Raw genomic sequence first — 13,976 nt, forward strand, 5'->3', positions numbered from 1 at the left:
CGCAGCGACACCGCGCGCTGCCTGGCATCGCTAACCTTCTCCAGCGATGTGAGCTTCGATGCCGGCGCGAGGCATCGTCGCGCCAGCGGCGCTGGCCGCCGCCACTTCGCGCGGCACGCCCTTCACGCGCGAGACCCACAGCACCGCCGCGCATGCGACCGCCACCGCCGCCCAGCCGACGGTTCCATACCCGGCGATGCGGCCATCAGCCGACGTGCTCAGCATCAAGCCGCCGAGCCACGCGCCAGTGCCGGTGCCGAGCGCCTGCAGCGCGCTGTTCGCGCTCAGGAACGCACCGCGTCGCGCGGGCTCGGGGACCGTGGTCAGCAGTGCCTGCATCGGCACCATGCGGCCGTTCATCAACACGAGGAAGCACGGGAAGAACAGCACGAGCGCGTAGAACGGCAGGTTCGGCAGATGCGTGATGAACAGCACCGGCACGAACGACAGCAGCGCCGCGCAGCGAAACACGCGCTGCGTGCCGAAGCGGTCGGCGAATCTGCCGACGAGGCGCGACGTGAAGAAGGTCGCCGCACCGCCGGCCATGTACAGCCACGACAGCTGTCGCGGCGCGACGCCGTGATTGGCGACCAGCATCGGCGCGATGAACGGGATCACCAGCATGTGCGCGATCATCATCATGAACGTCAGCGCGAACGCGTTCAGATGGCTTCGGTTGCTCAGCAGGCGCCACAGCTCGGGCAGTACTTCCGCGAGCGGCGGCTGCCGGCGGCTCAGATGCGCGGCCAGCGACGGCACCTGTTGCGAGGCCGCGAACCACACCAGCAGCGACAACGCGACCAGCAGGAAGAACGGCGCCGCCCAGCCGAACTGCGCGCCGAGCATCACGCCGGCCGGCACGCCGGCGATCGCCGCGAGCGAGAACGCGGTCATGATCGTGCCGGTCGCGGCGCCGCGCCGTTGCAGCGGGATCACGTCGCCGACGATCGCCATGATCACGGAGCCGAGCACGCCGCCGGTGATGCCCGCGAACGCGCGCGCGGCGAGCAGCAGCGCGAAGCTCGACGCGAGCGCGCACGTGAGGTTCGACAGCGCGAATAGCGCGTAAATGGTGAGCAGCAGACGGCGCCGGTCGAAGCGGTCGATATAGGTCGCCGCGAACAGGCCCGAGAGCCCCGAGCACCACGAATACGCGGATACGGCCGTCGCGAACGCGGCCGGCGCGATCTGGAACGCGCTCATGATCTGCGGGCCGAGCGGCATCATCACCATGAAGTCCATGATGATCGTGAACTGCGTGAGCGCGAGCAGCCACAACAAACGACGCTCGTGCCGTGCAGTGATTGAGTACATCGGTTGATTTCCTTTTGTCGTTGTTCGAAGTACGCCGCTAATGCCGCGCGCCACGCGAGCAGAAGCTCAGTCGTCGATCGTTTCGTGGACCGCGACCGCGCCCTGTTTCCAGTAGCTGGCCGCGCGAATCCGCGTTTTGTCGACGCCGCGTTCGCCGCACAGATGTTGACGCACCGCGCGGATCGTCGCCGCTTCGCCGGCGGCCCACACATAGCCTTCACCGTTCTCCGGCAGCCAGGTATCGCGCACCGCGTGCAACAGCGCTTCGCTGCGCGCGCCGGTCCGGGTGTCGGCTTCGCTGCGATAGCACCAGACGAGGTGCAGCTCGGCCTGCGTCGTGAACTCGATGCGCGCCGACGGATCGGCGACCTCGATCACCGCGGCGACGCGCGTGCCGGCCGGCAACTCTTCGAGACGGCGCGCGATCGCGGGCAGCGCGGTGTCGTCGCCGATCAGCAGATGCCAGTCGAAGCCGGTCGGAATCACCAGCGAACCGCGCGGGCCGCCGACGCCCAGATACTGGCCCGCCTGCGCCTGCGCGGCCCACGTCGCCGCGGGGCCCGCGTCGTGCATCGCGAACTCGATGTCGAGCTCGCGGGCGTCGCGATCGAAACGGCGCGGCGTGAAATCGCGCGCGGTCGGCCGCTTGCCTTCCGGGAACACCGGGCCGTCGGGGCCGGCTTGCGGCAGCGTAGGTTTGTCGGCGCCGGGGTCGGGGAAGAAGACCTTGATGTGATCGTCGAACGAGGCTGAGACGAAGTCGTCCAGATCGGCGCCGGTGAAGGTCACGCGAATCAGGTGCGGCGTCAGCGCGCGCACCTGCTTGACCTGCAGCAGACGAAACTTCAACGGATGCCGTACGCGATGCACGGCGAGATCAGGGCGAGTGGGTTGCTCTTGCATGTGGGCGATGCTCCAGTTCGGTTCGGGAGGACGCGCGGGTCGCCTCGGGGACGGGCGCGCGTTGTCAGGCGGTCGGCTCGCTGTCGTTGCCGGGCTTTGCGATGTCGCCACGGTTGCCGCCTTCGATTTCTTTGGCCGCGCGCATCAGGATCGCTGCGATGCGGCGCTGTTCGTCGGCCGGCGCGTTGTCGCGGCGCAGCAGCGCGTTCTTCAGCGTGCGGCGCGCTTCATTCAACTCGGGCACCCAGCCGCCTTCGCTGACGTCGGCCGGCTCCTCGCCGGCAAACGCGCGGCGTACCGAATCCATCTTGCGTGCGATATGCGAGAGTCGCGCGAGCATCAGCTCGACGCGCTCGCGGTTCGCGGCCAGATATTCGCGGCCCGCATCCGCCAGCTCATAGCGCTTGCGGTTGCCTTCGAGCTGCACGGTGACGTAGCCGAGTTCTTCGAGATAGGTCAGCGCTGGATAGACCATGCCGGGGCTCGGGCTGTAGAAGCCGTTCGAGCGCGTTTCGAGCGCCTTGATCAACTCGTAGCCGTGACTCGGCTGCGCTTCGATCAGCGATAGCAGCAGCAGTTGCAGATCGTCGGAGCTGAATTTGCGGCCACGCGGGAAACCATCGCCGTCGCCGCCGAAGCCGCCGGGGCCGCCGCCACCGTATCTGCCCGGACCGCCGAAACCACCGCCGAAGCGCGAGCCGCGGCCGCCGAAGCGCCACTCGTGATGGCGGCCAAAGGCGTGACGCAAAACGTGCAGCAGGTAGTGGTGGCGGGCGCCGGAGGAAGCGCATGCTTCGGCGGCGCCCAGGTCGGCGATTTCGCTCGCCTGCGGCGACGGAAGGCGGAAACCGGCATGAAAACGGTCGCGCGCGCCGCGCGGACCGCAAAAATGATGAGGATGACGCATCTGGGACTCTCCTATGAGTGTCGTAAGATGCATCTTACGATATATATCTTAAGATTGTCTGTCAAACTCTTTTTGCGGTGGGCAGATCGTTGAGCGCGGCTACGGTGTCCGTGCTGCCGTTCATCTGTACGTTGTATTCCTTCGTGCCGATCTTCGCGGTGCCGCCCGGCAGGATCAGGTTCTGCGCATTGACGGCGTTGACCACGTCGATTCGCGCAGCTCGGGCTTCGCGTGTGCATTGCGGATCTGGGTGAGGACCGCCTGACGCATGCGACGCAGGCGATTGCCAGCGTGGCTGCTGAAGGCGCGAAGGAGGTACTGGCCGTCGAGACGGACGTCAGCCCCCGCGCTGCTCGAGTGGCTCGCGGCAATCAACCAGTTGATCGACTTTCAGGAAGCACTGAACCGGCAGGGCAGCGCCGAGGCACGCCAGATAAGCGTCGATTTCCGCTTGATGATGCTCGCGCTGACCGGGCTTGCGTGCGTGATCGGTCTTGGCGTTGCGGTGCTTGTCGTGCGCAACATAGGCCGGTCGCTCGGTACCGAGCCGCGAGAGCTGATCGCGTTCGCCGATGCGATCCGGCGCGGCGATCTTTCCCAGTGCGCCGACTTGCGCACCGGCGATACGGGTAGCGTGATGGCGACTGTCGTGCGGATGAGAGAAGCGCTCGCGGACATCGTGGGACAGGTGCGCGATGGCGCCGATGCAGTCGCCGACATGAGTCACGCGATTGCCGCCGGCAATGCCGATCTTGGCGCGCGCACCGAGCTCCAGGCCAGCGCGCTCGAGCAGGCCACCGGCGCACTCAAGGAATTCGACGCGAGCGTGGCCACCAACGCTGCGAACGCGGGACACGCGGACGAGCTTGCCAGGCACGCCTCGGAAACGGCTGGGGAAGGCGGCATGGCGGTCGGGCGGGTGGTGGAGACGATGCATGGGATACGGGCGTCGTCGGCGCGCATCGCGGAGATCATCTCGGTCATCGACGGGATCTCGTTCCAGACCACATCGTCGCGCTGAATGCGGCGGTCGAGGCCGCGCGGGCAGGTAGCCAGGGACGTGGTTTTGCCGTGGTGGCCGGCGAGGTCAGAGTCCTCGCGCAACCCGGCGCTTTCGCTCGCCAGCAGCTACTCGTGAGCGCATGGCGGCATAACCCGATTTTCAATTCAATCGAAATCGTCCGCGCTGCAGGCGCGCGGACATCGATACGTTTCTGTCGGCTGTAAAGGCGTATTTCGCTCGCGGCTGATGTCCGTGCGATGCCGGTTTTTTCATCGCGTGTTGACATGGCGCGTTCGGGTCGGACAATAATCTCAGCCCCGACACTCGCCAACTCAGGTTCCAAGCGTGAACGACATCACCGGCATTCCCCCCTCGCGGGCTGATCATGTCTATGTCAGTGTCCGCGAAGATATCTTCGATATGCGCCTGCTGCCCGGCGACCGCGTGACGGAAGGCAGCATCGCCGAGCGCTTCGGCGTGTCCCGTACGCCTGCGCGCGAGGCCTTGCAGCGCCTGCAAAGTGACGGCCTGATGCGCGGCTATGTGCGCGGCGGCTGGGAAGTCGTGCCGGTCGATTTCAAACGCTTCGAAGACCTGTACGAAATGCGCAAGCTGATTGAAACCTTTGCGGTCTCGAAGCTTGCGAGTGCCGAAGGAGAGCTCTCCGAAGGCGTCGCACAGATGCTCGGTCAGCTTGAACAAATCTGGAAGATCCCGCCTGCTCATCGTCGGCGTGACGGCCGCGAGATGGTCGCGCTCGACGAAGCATTTCATCACGCCCTCGTGCAGGCCGCCGATAACGCCGAGCTGACCAATGCGATGCAGCGCGTGACCGATCGCATCCGGGTCGTGCGGCGGCTCGATCTCGTGTATGGCGACTGCATCGACGAAACCTACGACGAACATGTCGCGATCCTCGATGCGATTCGTTGTCGGGAAACGGATCGTAGCGTTGAGTTGATCGCGCGCCATATCGAGGGTAGCCGCGTTGCGGTGCGCACCTTGACGGGCGAGCGCCTGCAACGCGCACGCACTGCAATGGGGCCGAATGCGGTCCCCTATGCACCACCCAGGTTGCGGGGCACCAGGTAGCGACATCGCCGCGCGTACCGAGCCGTGCGAAACCCTATCTGGCGCGCATGAGCGGGCGACTCGCGTGCTGGCATGCTTCTCGCGTCAGTGATGGGTATGTATACAAGCAAAAGCCCCGTCCAATATGTCATCTAGTTTTCTGAATCCGACGCGCGGCGCGAGGGGCATGGCCGTCGCGCCGAATGCGCTCGCGGCGCGCTGCAGTTTCTCGCTCGACGAGCACGCGCTCAATCCGCTGATGCCGCGGCGCAGGCCGTTTCATACACTCAATCCGGCGCTGGCGCGCTTTGCCGATGGCCGCACGATGGTGTACGGCAACATGGGCGGAGACGGACAGCCCCAATCGCAAAGCGCCGTGTTTTCACGCATCGCGAATTTCGGCTGGAACCCGCAGGCGGCGATCGGCGCGCCTCGCTGGCTGCTCGGCCGCACATGGGGCCAATCGACCGACACGCTCAAGCTCGAGCCACGCTTCGCCGCGCACACGGCAGCAACGCTCAGCGCGTTCGGGCACGAGGTCGAGATGATGGCGTCTTACGATGAAGCGATGGGGCATGCCGGCGCAATCGTTCGGCACCCTGATGGGTTAATCGAAGCGGGCTACGATCCGCGCAGTGACGGGGCCGCTGCGGGCTGGTAGACACCGCGCGCTTTTTCTCAAACGACTTGCCGTTCCGGCCGTTCAGGCCCGGAGGACGACGCACGTCTCGCGCATGCCGGCTGGCATGCGCTCAGGAAACGGAGAACACCATGAACACACGCTTGCAACCGATGGCGCCGCGTATCGAGAATGTCTCGACGTCCGCCACGCATAACCGCTGGATTCAACTTGGACTGGGTCTCGTCTGCATGATGGCGATCTCGAGTCCGCAATATGTCTGGACGTTGATGACCAAACCGCTCGCCGCGAAATTGGGCATCGCGTTGCCTGAACTGCAGGTGACGTTCGCGCTGCTAATCATTCTGCAGACGTTTTTTTCGCCGTTTCAAGGCAAGCTGATCGACCGCTTCGGTCCGCGCACGCTGATCTCGTTCGGCGCAGTGTTTTTGGATCGCCGCCGCGATAGTCTCGATCCCACATATTCAATCTTCACGCTTCCGTCGCGTCGGTCCGCTCGTTCGCGCAGAAGAAACTCGCGGAACGCCGCCGATGGCTTGTAGCTGCAGTTCGGCACCAATATGCCTGGCCACTACACACTCTCGGCGCTGCTCATGCCCGCTCTCGAACTTGCCGCGACTGAATCGCCTGACCGGCCACGCATCGTTACGATTGCTTCCATCGCGCACAAGCAGGGGGAGTTCGCGAACCTGTTCAGGATCGGTGTCCAGGCTTACCCCGAGACGGATGGCAAGATAGGGATCTGCGTCAATCCGGCAAGCGCCCGGAATGGAGATGCAGCAGTTTCCAGCCGCCCTCGCGTTTGACCCAGATTTCAGTTATGAGCGCGCGAATGTTGAGCTCAGATCCATCGGTCCTGCGCACCAGGGATTGCTCGAGATGGCCGGTCGTGATCACGGTGTCTGGCAGGAACCTATACGCGAGCGGTTGCGGACGCACGATTTGACGCACCTTGATCTTCTCGGTAAGGAAGGACAGATACTCCGACTTGCCATGAACGTAGCCAGCTGAATGGACGAACGTCAGATCGTCGTCGAGTAGCGACGCGAGTTTGAGCAGGTCTCCAGCCACCGTGGCGTCGCAGCGCTGTTGTTCCAGCGCCTCGACGGCGGCCTGAATGGACGCATCTTTCATCGTAAATCTCCCGAAAATACTGCATGGATACCTCTTGTCAGAGACGGTGCCGGCCGCGTCGTCGCTCGATTCGGCTCAACGCAACAGTTCGCCGCTCAGTCCATCTGTCTTCGAAGGCGACCCGGCCCGAGACTTTCCCGTCGGCAACCCATAGCTCGCAAGCAGCGCGACCGTGCATGCGGCGATGACATACCAGGCTGGCGCTGCCAAGGAGCCGGTCATGCGAATCAGCATGGTCGCCAGCAAGGGCGCAAAGCCGCTGAATACGACAACGGCCAGGTTGTAAGCCAGCGCGATTCCGCTGAATCTGACCTGGACAGGGAATTGGTCGGCGAGCACCGACGCCCATGTCCCGCTTGCCAGTGAAAAAACCACGCCGGCAAGCACAAACAGCACCACCGGATTGACGGTGTGACTCGCCAGCGCTTCATAGAACGGGTAGCTCAATGCGATCAGCAGCGCCGCTGACGCTCGAAGCAGGTACCGGCGTGGAATCTTGTCCCCGAGCCAGCCTGCGGTGAGGAGGCCGAGGGAACTGACGATCAGATAAGCGTTCTGGGCAATTGCCGCGGTCCGTGGCGCATAGTGCAGCTGCTGGACGAGGTAGGCGGGCATGTGGCCATAAAGTATGCCGTTGACGCCGGCCATCACGGCGATCGCCAGTGCCCCCGTCGCGACCGCTTTGCCATGACGTCGCAAGGTCTCGCGAAACGGCTGTTTGACGACAGCTCCTTGCATCTTCTTGAACTCGGGCGACTCGTCCAGATTACGGCGCATCAGGTACGACGCGATCCCGCAAACGCCGCCGAAAAGAAACGCGATCCTCCAGCCATACGCCGCCGCGTCCGTGGCGGACAGGTAGGTCTGGATGCCGAGGTTGACGAATGTGGCCAGCAAAACACCCAGGTTCACCGCGCAGATAATAATGCCCGCGGCGAGCCCCGCCCGATGCGGCGCGGCTTCCACTGCGTAGGTAATCGCGCCGGGCATTTCTCCGCCCACGCAAAAACCCTGAAGCATGCGCAGCAGGATCAACAGGATCGATGCGGTCATGCCCCAGCTCTGAAAGTTGGGCAGCAGACCAAGACAGATCGTCGCGGTCGTGACCACAATGATTGAGCCGAGAAACACTGGACGCCGGCCATACCGGTCGCCCCAGCTACTGAGCACAATTCCGCCGAGCGGTCGAATCACGTACCCGATTGCGAGCACGGAGAAAGTAGCCAGCATGCTGACCAGCGACGACGAGTTCGGGAAAAACTGGGCCGCGATGTTATGGGCAAAAAAGCCGTAGACGATGAAATCGTAAAACTCCAGCGAGCCGCCAAGGCTTGCGATGAGAATCATCTTCCACTGCGACGGGGACAAGCCGGATGGCTGTGAACGGTCGGCGCCGCCGACCGGGTTGTGGGATATTCCCATGACTCCTCCAATTTGATTATCGGATTCTTTGTCCGATGGTCTATGTGCGTCGACCGCGAGACATCTCGCGTGACAACGGGGGTTGCGGGCTCACATGGCCACAGCACCTTCGGTTTGCAAGCCGGGTACGGCGTGGTGCAGAAGGTTTTGCAAGGATTCACCGTCCTGCGCGACGCCGTACACATACCGGTCGGGGCGTACAAGCACCGCTGGAGCGTTGATCGACTCCAACCACTCGCGAACAGCCGCTCCATCGCTGGCCACAATCCCGACGCCCGCTTGCGCAGCGCTATTGGCGACGTCGGGGCATTCACGGAGCAATTCGGGTCGCGCAAGCAGCGCAAACCGATAGCCGACCACGTCGTCCACGAGTTGTCCGTCCAGCAGGCGGGGTTGCGGTGCAATATGCCCGGCCACGCCCGATGGTTCATCGATCCATGCGCCCGGGCCAAGCCTGGGTTGTGGGGTCACGAAATTGCGAATCGCTGCGCTCATTTCTTCATCACGGACTTCGGCCAGGTCTGACCTCGTCGTTTGAATGACTGAGCCGAGCTGTACCGCCGTTTCGATAAATAAGCGCACGTGCGGCGAGCGTTCGGATTCGTAGCTGTCGAGGAGGGTATCGGGCACTTCGCCATGAATGACGGCACCAAGCTTCCACGCGAGATTCGACGCGTCGCGAATGCCGGCTCCCATCCCCTGGCCCATAAAGGGTGGCGTCTGATGTGCGGCATCGCCTGCAAGCAGCAGTCGGCCACGGCGCCAACCGTTCGCCACGACCGAGTGAAATGTATATATGGCAGAACGTTCGAGGCGCGCATCGGCCGGAGAAATCCAGCGAGCGAGTTTGTCCCACAGCCATTCGGGGGACGTGAGTTGCGTCACATCATCACCGGGCATCACCATGATTTCCCAGCGGCGCCGATTTCCGGGACCACGCGTGTAAGTGGTCGGGCGCGCCGGGTCGCAGTATTGGACCGAGTAATCGCCAAGATCGGGCCGCGGTGCATCGAGCAATACGTCGACCACAACCCAGCGTTCATGCGATTTCAGATCGCTCAATTCGGTGCCCATGAAGCGTCGCGCAATCGAGCGCGCACCGTCGCAGCCGACTACATATCGCGCGGTGGTACGTCCAAGTTTGCCGCAGCACGTATCCTCGAAGCGCAACTGGACGCCATCGCTCGCCTCGTCAAGCGCGAACACTTCGTGGCGCAACCGGACGTCAACGCTCGATTGCTGCGCAAGACGCTCGCGTAACGCATTCTCGAGATCGGGCTGATGGAACTTGTAACTCGCACTCCACCCCTGTGGTCCGATACAGGTTGGCCGTTGCCAGTCGATCAGCAACTTGCCTTCCCCGTTCACGAATTTCATGCCGGGACCCACGAACAGCTTGGGTAGCAGCTTGTCGGTTAAACCGAGGGTTTGGAACACGCGCATGCATTCACCGTCGAAATGCACCGCGCGAGGAAGCGCGAAAATCTCCTTGTCTCGCTCCAGCACCAGCACCCGCAAGCCTTCGATTGCCAGCAGGTTCGCGAGCGTCGCCCCGGTGGGCCCGAGACCGATAACGGCCACGTCGTAGTCGCACGCGTGCGTCGAAATAGTTTTCTCTAACATGTCTTGTTCCGCCAGATAAGACGCCGAGCGCGCACGAACGCGCCCGGCTACGACTTTTACGCTTCGTCGGCGATTGGATTGGACAGAACGCCGATCCGATCAACCTCCACTTCCGCCACGTCGCCGGCCTTCATGAACAGCGGCGGATTGCGCTTCGCGCCGACGCCGCCAGGCGTGCCGGTCACGATCACGTCTCCCGGCGAGAGCGGGGTGAACGTCGACAGGTAGGCAATCTGTCTGGCAATGCCGTGAATCAGCATCTGCGTCGTCGCGCGTTGCACTTCCTGTCCATTCAGGCGGGTGACGAGCGTCATCACCGCATTGGGTTCGATCTCGTCGCTCGTCACCATCCACGGTCCGAACGCGCCGGTGCGATAGAAATTTTTGCCTGGGCCCCACTGGCCCGTATGAAGCTGCCAGTCGCGCACGGAACCGTCGTTGTAGCAGGCGTAGCCAGCGATGTGATTCCACGCGTCGGCCTCGGCGATGCGTCGTCCACCGCGCCCGATGATGACGGCAATCTCACCCTCATAGTCGAACTTCAGCGACTCAGGCGGACGCAGCATCGGCTGGCCATGGCCCACCTGGGAAGCCGGCACCCGCATGAAGATGACCGGATGCTCGGTGGTTTCGCGGTTGGTTTCCTTGACGTGGTCTGCGTAGTTGAGTCCCACGCAAAAGATTTGTTCGGGGTTCGGGATCACAGGCAGCAGCGTGACTTCCGACAGCGGGTAGTCGCCCTGCGTGCCATCGGCGGCCTGCGCGGCCTCGCCGAATGCGTCGGCGGCAATCAGTGCCTTCAGATCGCCATAGCGGCCGCCGAGACGCTTGCCAAGGTCGAACACGGTTTCATCGCGAACGATGCCGAACGATGAGCCAAGGTGGGTGGAAAAGCTGGCGAGTTTCATTGATGCTCCGGGTAGATAAAAAGTAGGTGGGATCAAGGCCCGGATTCGCAAAAAACCCGTGCATTTATCTTATAGTGAGAATAGACTAAATATAGCTAAGGTCACAACGTGTTTTTTGCTAGGGTTTATCACTACTTGGAGACAAGCATGAACGGTATGAAGAAAGCAAGGGCAGGGCTGTCGCTCAGTCACATGGGCTTCTATGTGAGCGACATGGCGCGCGTGGAGGACTTTTATACGCGGGTGATGGAATTCACCGTGACGGATCGGGGTTCGCTGCAGACGCCGCACGGCGCTGTGCAGTTGGTATTCTTGAGCCGCGATCCCGCGGTGCATCACCAGATCGTGCTCGCGAGCGGCCGCCCCGAGCACTTGACGTTCAATCCGATCAACCAGATTTCGTTCACAGCTGACAGCCTTGCCACGTTGAGGCGGTTTCATCGGCAGTTCATTGCGGAAGGCCTGCAGGAAATCAACCCCGTCACCCACGGCAATTCGGTTTCGATCTATGCGCGCGATCCCGAAGGCAATCGCCTCGAGCTCTACATCGACACGCCGTGGTACGTCGACCAGCCGATGCGGGTGCCGGTGGACTTCGGCTTGCCCGATGCTGAACTGATGGCGGCTGTCGAACGCCACGCAAGAACGCTATCGGGATTCAGGCCGCGAAGTGTCTGGCAAACCGAAATGGCCGAGCGCATGGGGCTTGCATAAGCGTGGCGCTGCGTGACTCGCGTGCGACTGTTTCCGCGCGGTGGTCGTTGAAGGCGTCAATGGCGATCTTGCCAGTGCATATAATTCCGTTCACACACGAGGAGGCGCAGCGCAATAGATGTCGAGCATTACGAGACTTTTATCCATACTCGAGCTGTTTTCGGAGGCGAAGCCGTTCCTGTCCGTCGAAGACGTTGCCGCCGAACTCGATTGCTCAACCCCAACGGCTTATCGCTATGTACGCGAGCTCCTGGATGCAGGCTTGCTCATCCGGTTTGCAGGAGGAGACTATGGTCTCGGCCCTCGCATCATCAAGCTTGACTACCATCTGCGCATGTCGGATCCGCTGCTTGCGGTCGGACAGCCGATCATGCGTGAGTTGAGTGAACACTCCGGCTTCGATGTGGTGATGTCGCGCTGGTACGGTAACGAACTCGTGGACACGCATCGTGAGACTCACGGCGCGGCGCTTGACCTCCGGTACGGCCGGGGCCGTCCTCGCCCCCTGTTTCTCGGCGCCGCTCCAAAAGCGATCCTGTCCACCTTTCCGAAGGCCAAGCTCGCGGTCCTGTTCGATCAGTATGCTGACGAGATCGCGCAAAGCGGCCTTGGGGCGACACTCGACGAGTTTCGCGCGTCGCTGCTCAAAATCCGGCGTGCCGGTTTTTATCTGTCGAGGGGCGAACTGGAAAGCAGCGTTTCTGCACTGGCGTCGCCGCTATTTACGGACGACTCCAGTGAAGCAGTCGGTTCGCTTGCGGTGATCGTGCCGACCCAGCGACTCGAATTTGCCAATCTGGACCGTCTTGTCGAATCGATCCGGGAGGCAGCGGCGCGAATCTCGCAGCGTACGCGTGCGTTGGTTGAAAGTCGGAGGACCGGAGCCATCACGTCGTCGCACACCGTTGCGCGAGGCAAGCGGTCCGCATGATGGCCGTCACGTGAACGTCATTCGATCGCGCTCGCGCACTTGAACCTCGGTGGGTTCGGGGGAAGCGGCACTTGCGACGAACGAACTGGTAGCACGAACGTGTAGACCGACGGGTCGTCAGGAGAGGGCCGTCTTGAAGCCGCAAAAAGGCGGTTGGTCACTTGCGACCCTGCGGAATGCGGCTCTGAAGTGTCGACAGACAAGGCGTGCAATCCGGAGCGCCGTCGGAGCGAAAACGCGATCCCGGCCTTCGATTCAAATTTCATTCCAATCGCCTGGCCGCTTCACAAAACAATCCCAAATGAGAAGACCTTTCTTGCCGCCCCGCGTACTGAAAAGCCTGCTCGGCTTCAACGACGGCCCGTGGCGGTGGTCGGCCGGCGTCGGAGGGGGCGTCGCCATGGGCGTGCCTCTGAGCGCGTTCATGCTGGCCGGCCACCCGTCACTCGGGCTCATCACTTCTCTCGGCGCCTTCACGGCTCTCTACGGCTCGACGCTGCGCCTGGGCGACCGGCTCCAGGCCTTGCCGTTCGTCGCGGCGGGGTTCGTGGCCGCCTCCACGCTGGGCGTACTGTGCGCGACGAATGCGTGGCTGACCATCGCCTGCCTCGTCGCCGTGGCTGCGCTCGCCAGCATCATTCTGCTCGGTGTCGGAATGGGCCCGCCCGGGCCGATGCAGTTCGTGCTGGTCGCCGGTGTCAGCGGTCATCTGGCCGCTTCCGCGCGTTTCAGCGGTTCGCCCCTTGGCGTCTTTATGATCCCCTCTCTGGTCGCGGTCGGCGCGCTCAGTGCGTACTTGCTCGTGATCGCACCCCTCGCGCTGCCGCTTGTGCACCAGCGCAAGGGCGAAGCGCCCAGCTTGCGCATGCGGTTTCCTCCCAGCTTGCTCGACGGCGAAAAGGCCACGATCGCCGCGAGGGTGATCGTGGCGGTTGCCAGCGCCGGCTTGCTGAGCCTGTGTTTTGGGGAGCACCGTGCCTACTGGACGGTGATGGTCGCGGGTGCGGTGCTGCAGGGCAGCCACGTCTCGCGCTCAAGTGCCATTCGGGCCGTGCACCGCGTTGTGGGCACGGTCTTGGGCGCGGCTGTCTTTGGCTTGATCCAGCTCGTCGACCCGAAAGGCCTCTGGCTCGTCGGGGTCCTCGCGCTGCTCCAGTTCGCGATCGAAGTCGTGGCCGCGCGGCACTACGCCCTGGCCCTGACCTTCATTACCCCAACCGCGTTGACCATCTCAGCGGTGGGCGGGACGAGCGCTCCCCTCGCCCTCGTCGGCGAGCGGATCGTGGACACGTTCCTTGGGGCGGTCATCGCCATGGTAGTTCTCTTGGGCAGCGAATGCGTCAGGGGACGACACGCACGATAAGCAGGTGGCGGATTCTGGGCTTGTCGCGAAGGGCATTGGGTCT

Annotated in this window: 14 protein-coding genes and 2 pseudogenes; 8 read left to right on the top strand and 8 right to left on the bottom strand. The window is 63.1% G+C overall.

Translation table 11 applies throughout. The features are described 5' to 3' along the window. Positions 1-30: 30 nt before the first annotated feature. The 4 genes from F6X37_RS06930 to F6X37_RS06945 all read right to left on the bottom strand — a co-directional run bounded on the left by F6X37_RS06930 (position 31) and on the right by F6X37_RS06945 (position 3,329). A complete protein-coding gene (locus F6X37_RS06930; protein WP_187610774.1) occupies positions 31-1,314 on the bottom strand; it encodes an MFS transporter in 1,284 nt (427 codons plus the stop codon). A 66-nt stretch (positions 1,315-1,380) separates the two neighbouring features. Beyond that, positions 1,381-2,217 carry a siderophore-interacting protein gene (locus tag F6X37_RS06935; protein WP_187610775.1) on the bottom strand — a complete coding sequence of 279 codons (837 nt, stop codon included), beginning with the start codon at positions 2,215-2,217 and terminating at the stop codon, positions 1,381-1,383. A gap of 64 nt (positions 2,218-2,281) precedes the next feature. Continuing rightward, complete coding sequence (locus F6X37_RS06940; protein WP_187610776.1) at positions 2,282-3,124, bottom strand: PadR family transcriptional regulator; 843 nt, start codon at positions 3,122-3,124, stop codon at positions 2,282-2,284. Positions 3,125-3,185: 61 nt separating this feature from the next. Beyond that, positions 3,186-3,329 carry a hypothetical protein gene (locus F6X37_RS06945; protein ID WP_222944779.1) on the bottom strand — a complete coding sequence of 48 codons (144 nt, stop codon included), beginning with the start codon at positions 3,327-3,329 and terminating at the stop codon, positions 3,186-3,188. Positions 3,330-3,392: 63 nt separating this feature from the next. On the opposite strand from F6X37_RS06945, the gene F6X37_RS06950 reads away from it, so the two are divergent. From F6X37_RS06950 to F6X37_RS06965, 5 genes and pseudogenes are all read left to right on the top strand, one after another. Further along, on the top strand, positions 3,393-4,145 hold the full coding sequence (locus F6X37_RS06950; protein ID WP_316251945.1) for a methyl-accepting chemotaxis protein: 753 nt from the start codon (positions 3,393-3,395) through the stop codon (positions 4,143-4,145). Continuing rightward, entirely contained in the window at positions 4,142-4,351 is a 210-nt protein-coding gene (locus F6X37_RS37585; RefSeq protein ID WP_316251946.1) for a methyl-accepting chemotaxis protein, read from the top strand. The genes F6X37_RS06950 and F6X37_RS37585 overlap by 4 nt, the downstream gene beginning before the upstream one ends. A gap of 121 nt (positions 4,352-4,472) precedes the next feature. Further along, complete coding sequence (locus tag F6X37_RS06955) at positions 4,473-5,219, top strand: GntR family transcriptional regulator (protein WP_187610777.1); 747 nt, start codon at positions 4,473-4,475, stop codon at positions 5,217-5,219. Between the two features lie 199 nt (positions 5,220-5,418). Further along, a pseudogene (locus tag F6X37_RS06960) lies at positions 5,419-5,859 on the top strand (gamma-glutamyltransferase); the annotation flags it as partial. Between the two features lie 110 nt (positions 5,860-5,969). After that, positions 5,970-6,263 (top strand): annotated as a pseudogene (locus tag F6X37_RS06965) (oxalate/formate MFS antiporter); the annotation flags it as partial. A 322-nt stretch (positions 6,264-6,585) separates the two neighbouring features. Here F6X37_RS06965 and F6X37_RS06970 read toward each other — a convergent pair. From F6X37_RS06970 to F6X37_RS06985, 4 genes are all read right to left on the bottom strand, one after another. Further along, positions 6,586-6,972, bottom strand: coding sequence for a nuclear transport factor 2 family protein (locus F6X37_RS06970; RefSeq protein WP_184059839.1), 387 nt, complete (start codon positions 6,970-6,972; stop codon positions 6,586-6,588). A 75-nt stretch (positions 6,973-7,047) separates the two neighbouring features. Next, positions 7,048-8,394, bottom strand: coding sequence for an MFS transporter (locus F6X37_RS06975; protein WP_187610778.1), 1,347 nt, complete (start codon positions 8,392-8,394; stop codon positions 7,048-7,050). A 90-nt stretch (positions 8,395-8,484) separates the two neighbouring features. Then, the gene (locus F6X37_RS06980) at positions 8,485-10,017 is read right to left on the bottom strand and encodes a bifunctional 3-(3-hydroxy-phenyl)propionate/3-hydroxycinnamic acid hydroxylase (RefSeq protein ID WP_187610779.1); all 1,533 of its coding nucleotides are present in this window, start codon (positions 10,015-10,017) and stop codon (positions 8,485-8,487) included. 56 nt (positions 10,018-10,073) lie between these two features. Further along, a complete protein-coding gene (locus tag F6X37_RS06985; protein WP_187610780.1) occupies positions 10,074-10,925 on the bottom strand; it encodes a fumarylacetoacetate hydrolase family protein in 852 nt (283 codons plus the stop codon). 147 nt (positions 10,926-11,072) lie between these two features. Between F6X37_RS06985 and F6X37_RS06990 the strand changes: the two genes are divergently transcribed. From F6X37_RS06990 to F6X37_RS07000, 3 genes are all read left to right on the top strand, one after another. Continuing rightward, entirely contained in the window at positions 11,073-11,639 is a 567-nt protein-coding gene (locus F6X37_RS06990; RefSeq protein WP_187610781.1) for a VOC family protein, read from the top strand. A 118-nt stretch (positions 11,640-11,757) separates the two neighbouring features. Further along, on the top strand, positions 11,758-12,570 hold the full coding sequence (locus F6X37_RS06995; RefSeq protein ID WP_090809648.1) for an IclR family transcriptional regulator: 813 nt from the start codon (positions 11,758-11,760) through the stop codon (positions 12,568-12,570). 316 nt (positions 12,571-12,886) lie between these two features. Next, positions 12,887-13,933 (top strand): FUSC family protein, encoded by a 1,047-nt coding sequence (locus tag F6X37_RS07000; RefSeq protein WP_187610782.1) that lies wholly within the window; start codon positions 12,887-12,889, stop codon positions 13,931-13,933. The last annotated feature ends 43 nt before the right edge of the window (positions 13,934-13,976 follow it).

This window comes from Paraburkholderia sp. 31.1, from assembly GCF_014397645.1.
GTDB classification, from domain to species: domain Bacteria; phylum Pseudomonadota; class Gammaproteobacteria; order Burkholderiales; family Burkholderiaceae; genus Paraburkholderia; species Paraburkholderia tuberum.

Coding starts and splice junctions, on each gene's coding strand:
- F6X37_RS06940 (WP_187610776.1), bottom strand. CDS start 3,124: ATGCGTCATCCTCATCATTTTTGCGGTCCGCGCGGCGCGCGCGACCGT.
- F6X37_RS06950 (WP_316251945.1), top strand. CDS start 3,393: ATGCGACGCAGGCGATTGCCAGCGTGGCTGCTGAAGGCGCGAAGGAGG.
- F6X37_RS06995 (WP_090809648.1), top strand. CDS start 11,758: ATGTCGAGCATTACGAGACTTTTATCCATACTCGAGCTGTTTTCGGAG.
- F6X37_RS06970 (WP_184059839.1), bottom strand. CDS start 6,972: ATGAAAGATGCGTCCATTCAGGCCGCCGTCGAGGCGCTGGAACAACAG.
- F6X37_RS06930 (WP_187610774.1), bottom strand. CDS start 1,314: ATGTACTCAATCACTGCACGGCACGAGCGTCGTTTGTTGTGGCTGCTC.
- F6X37_RS06935 (WP_187610775.1), bottom strand. CDS start 2,217: ATGCAAGAGCAACCCACTCGCCCTGATCTCGCCGTGCATCGCGTACGG.
- F6X37_RS06975 (WP_187610778.1), bottom strand. CDS start 8,394: ATGGGAATATCCCACAACCCGGTCGGCGGCGCCGACCGTTCACAGCCA.
- F6X37_RS06990 (WP_187610781.1), top strand. CDS start 11,073: ATGAACGGTATGAAGAAAGCAAGGGCAGGGCTGTCGCTCAGTCACATG.
- F6X37_RS06980 (WP_187610779.1), bottom strand. CDS start 10,017: ATGTTAGAGAAAACTATTTCGACGCACGCGTGCGACTACGACGTGGCC.
- F6X37_RS06985 (WP_187610780.1), bottom strand. CDS start 10,925: ATGAAACTCGCCAGCTTTTCCACCCACCTTGGCTCATCGTTCGGCATC.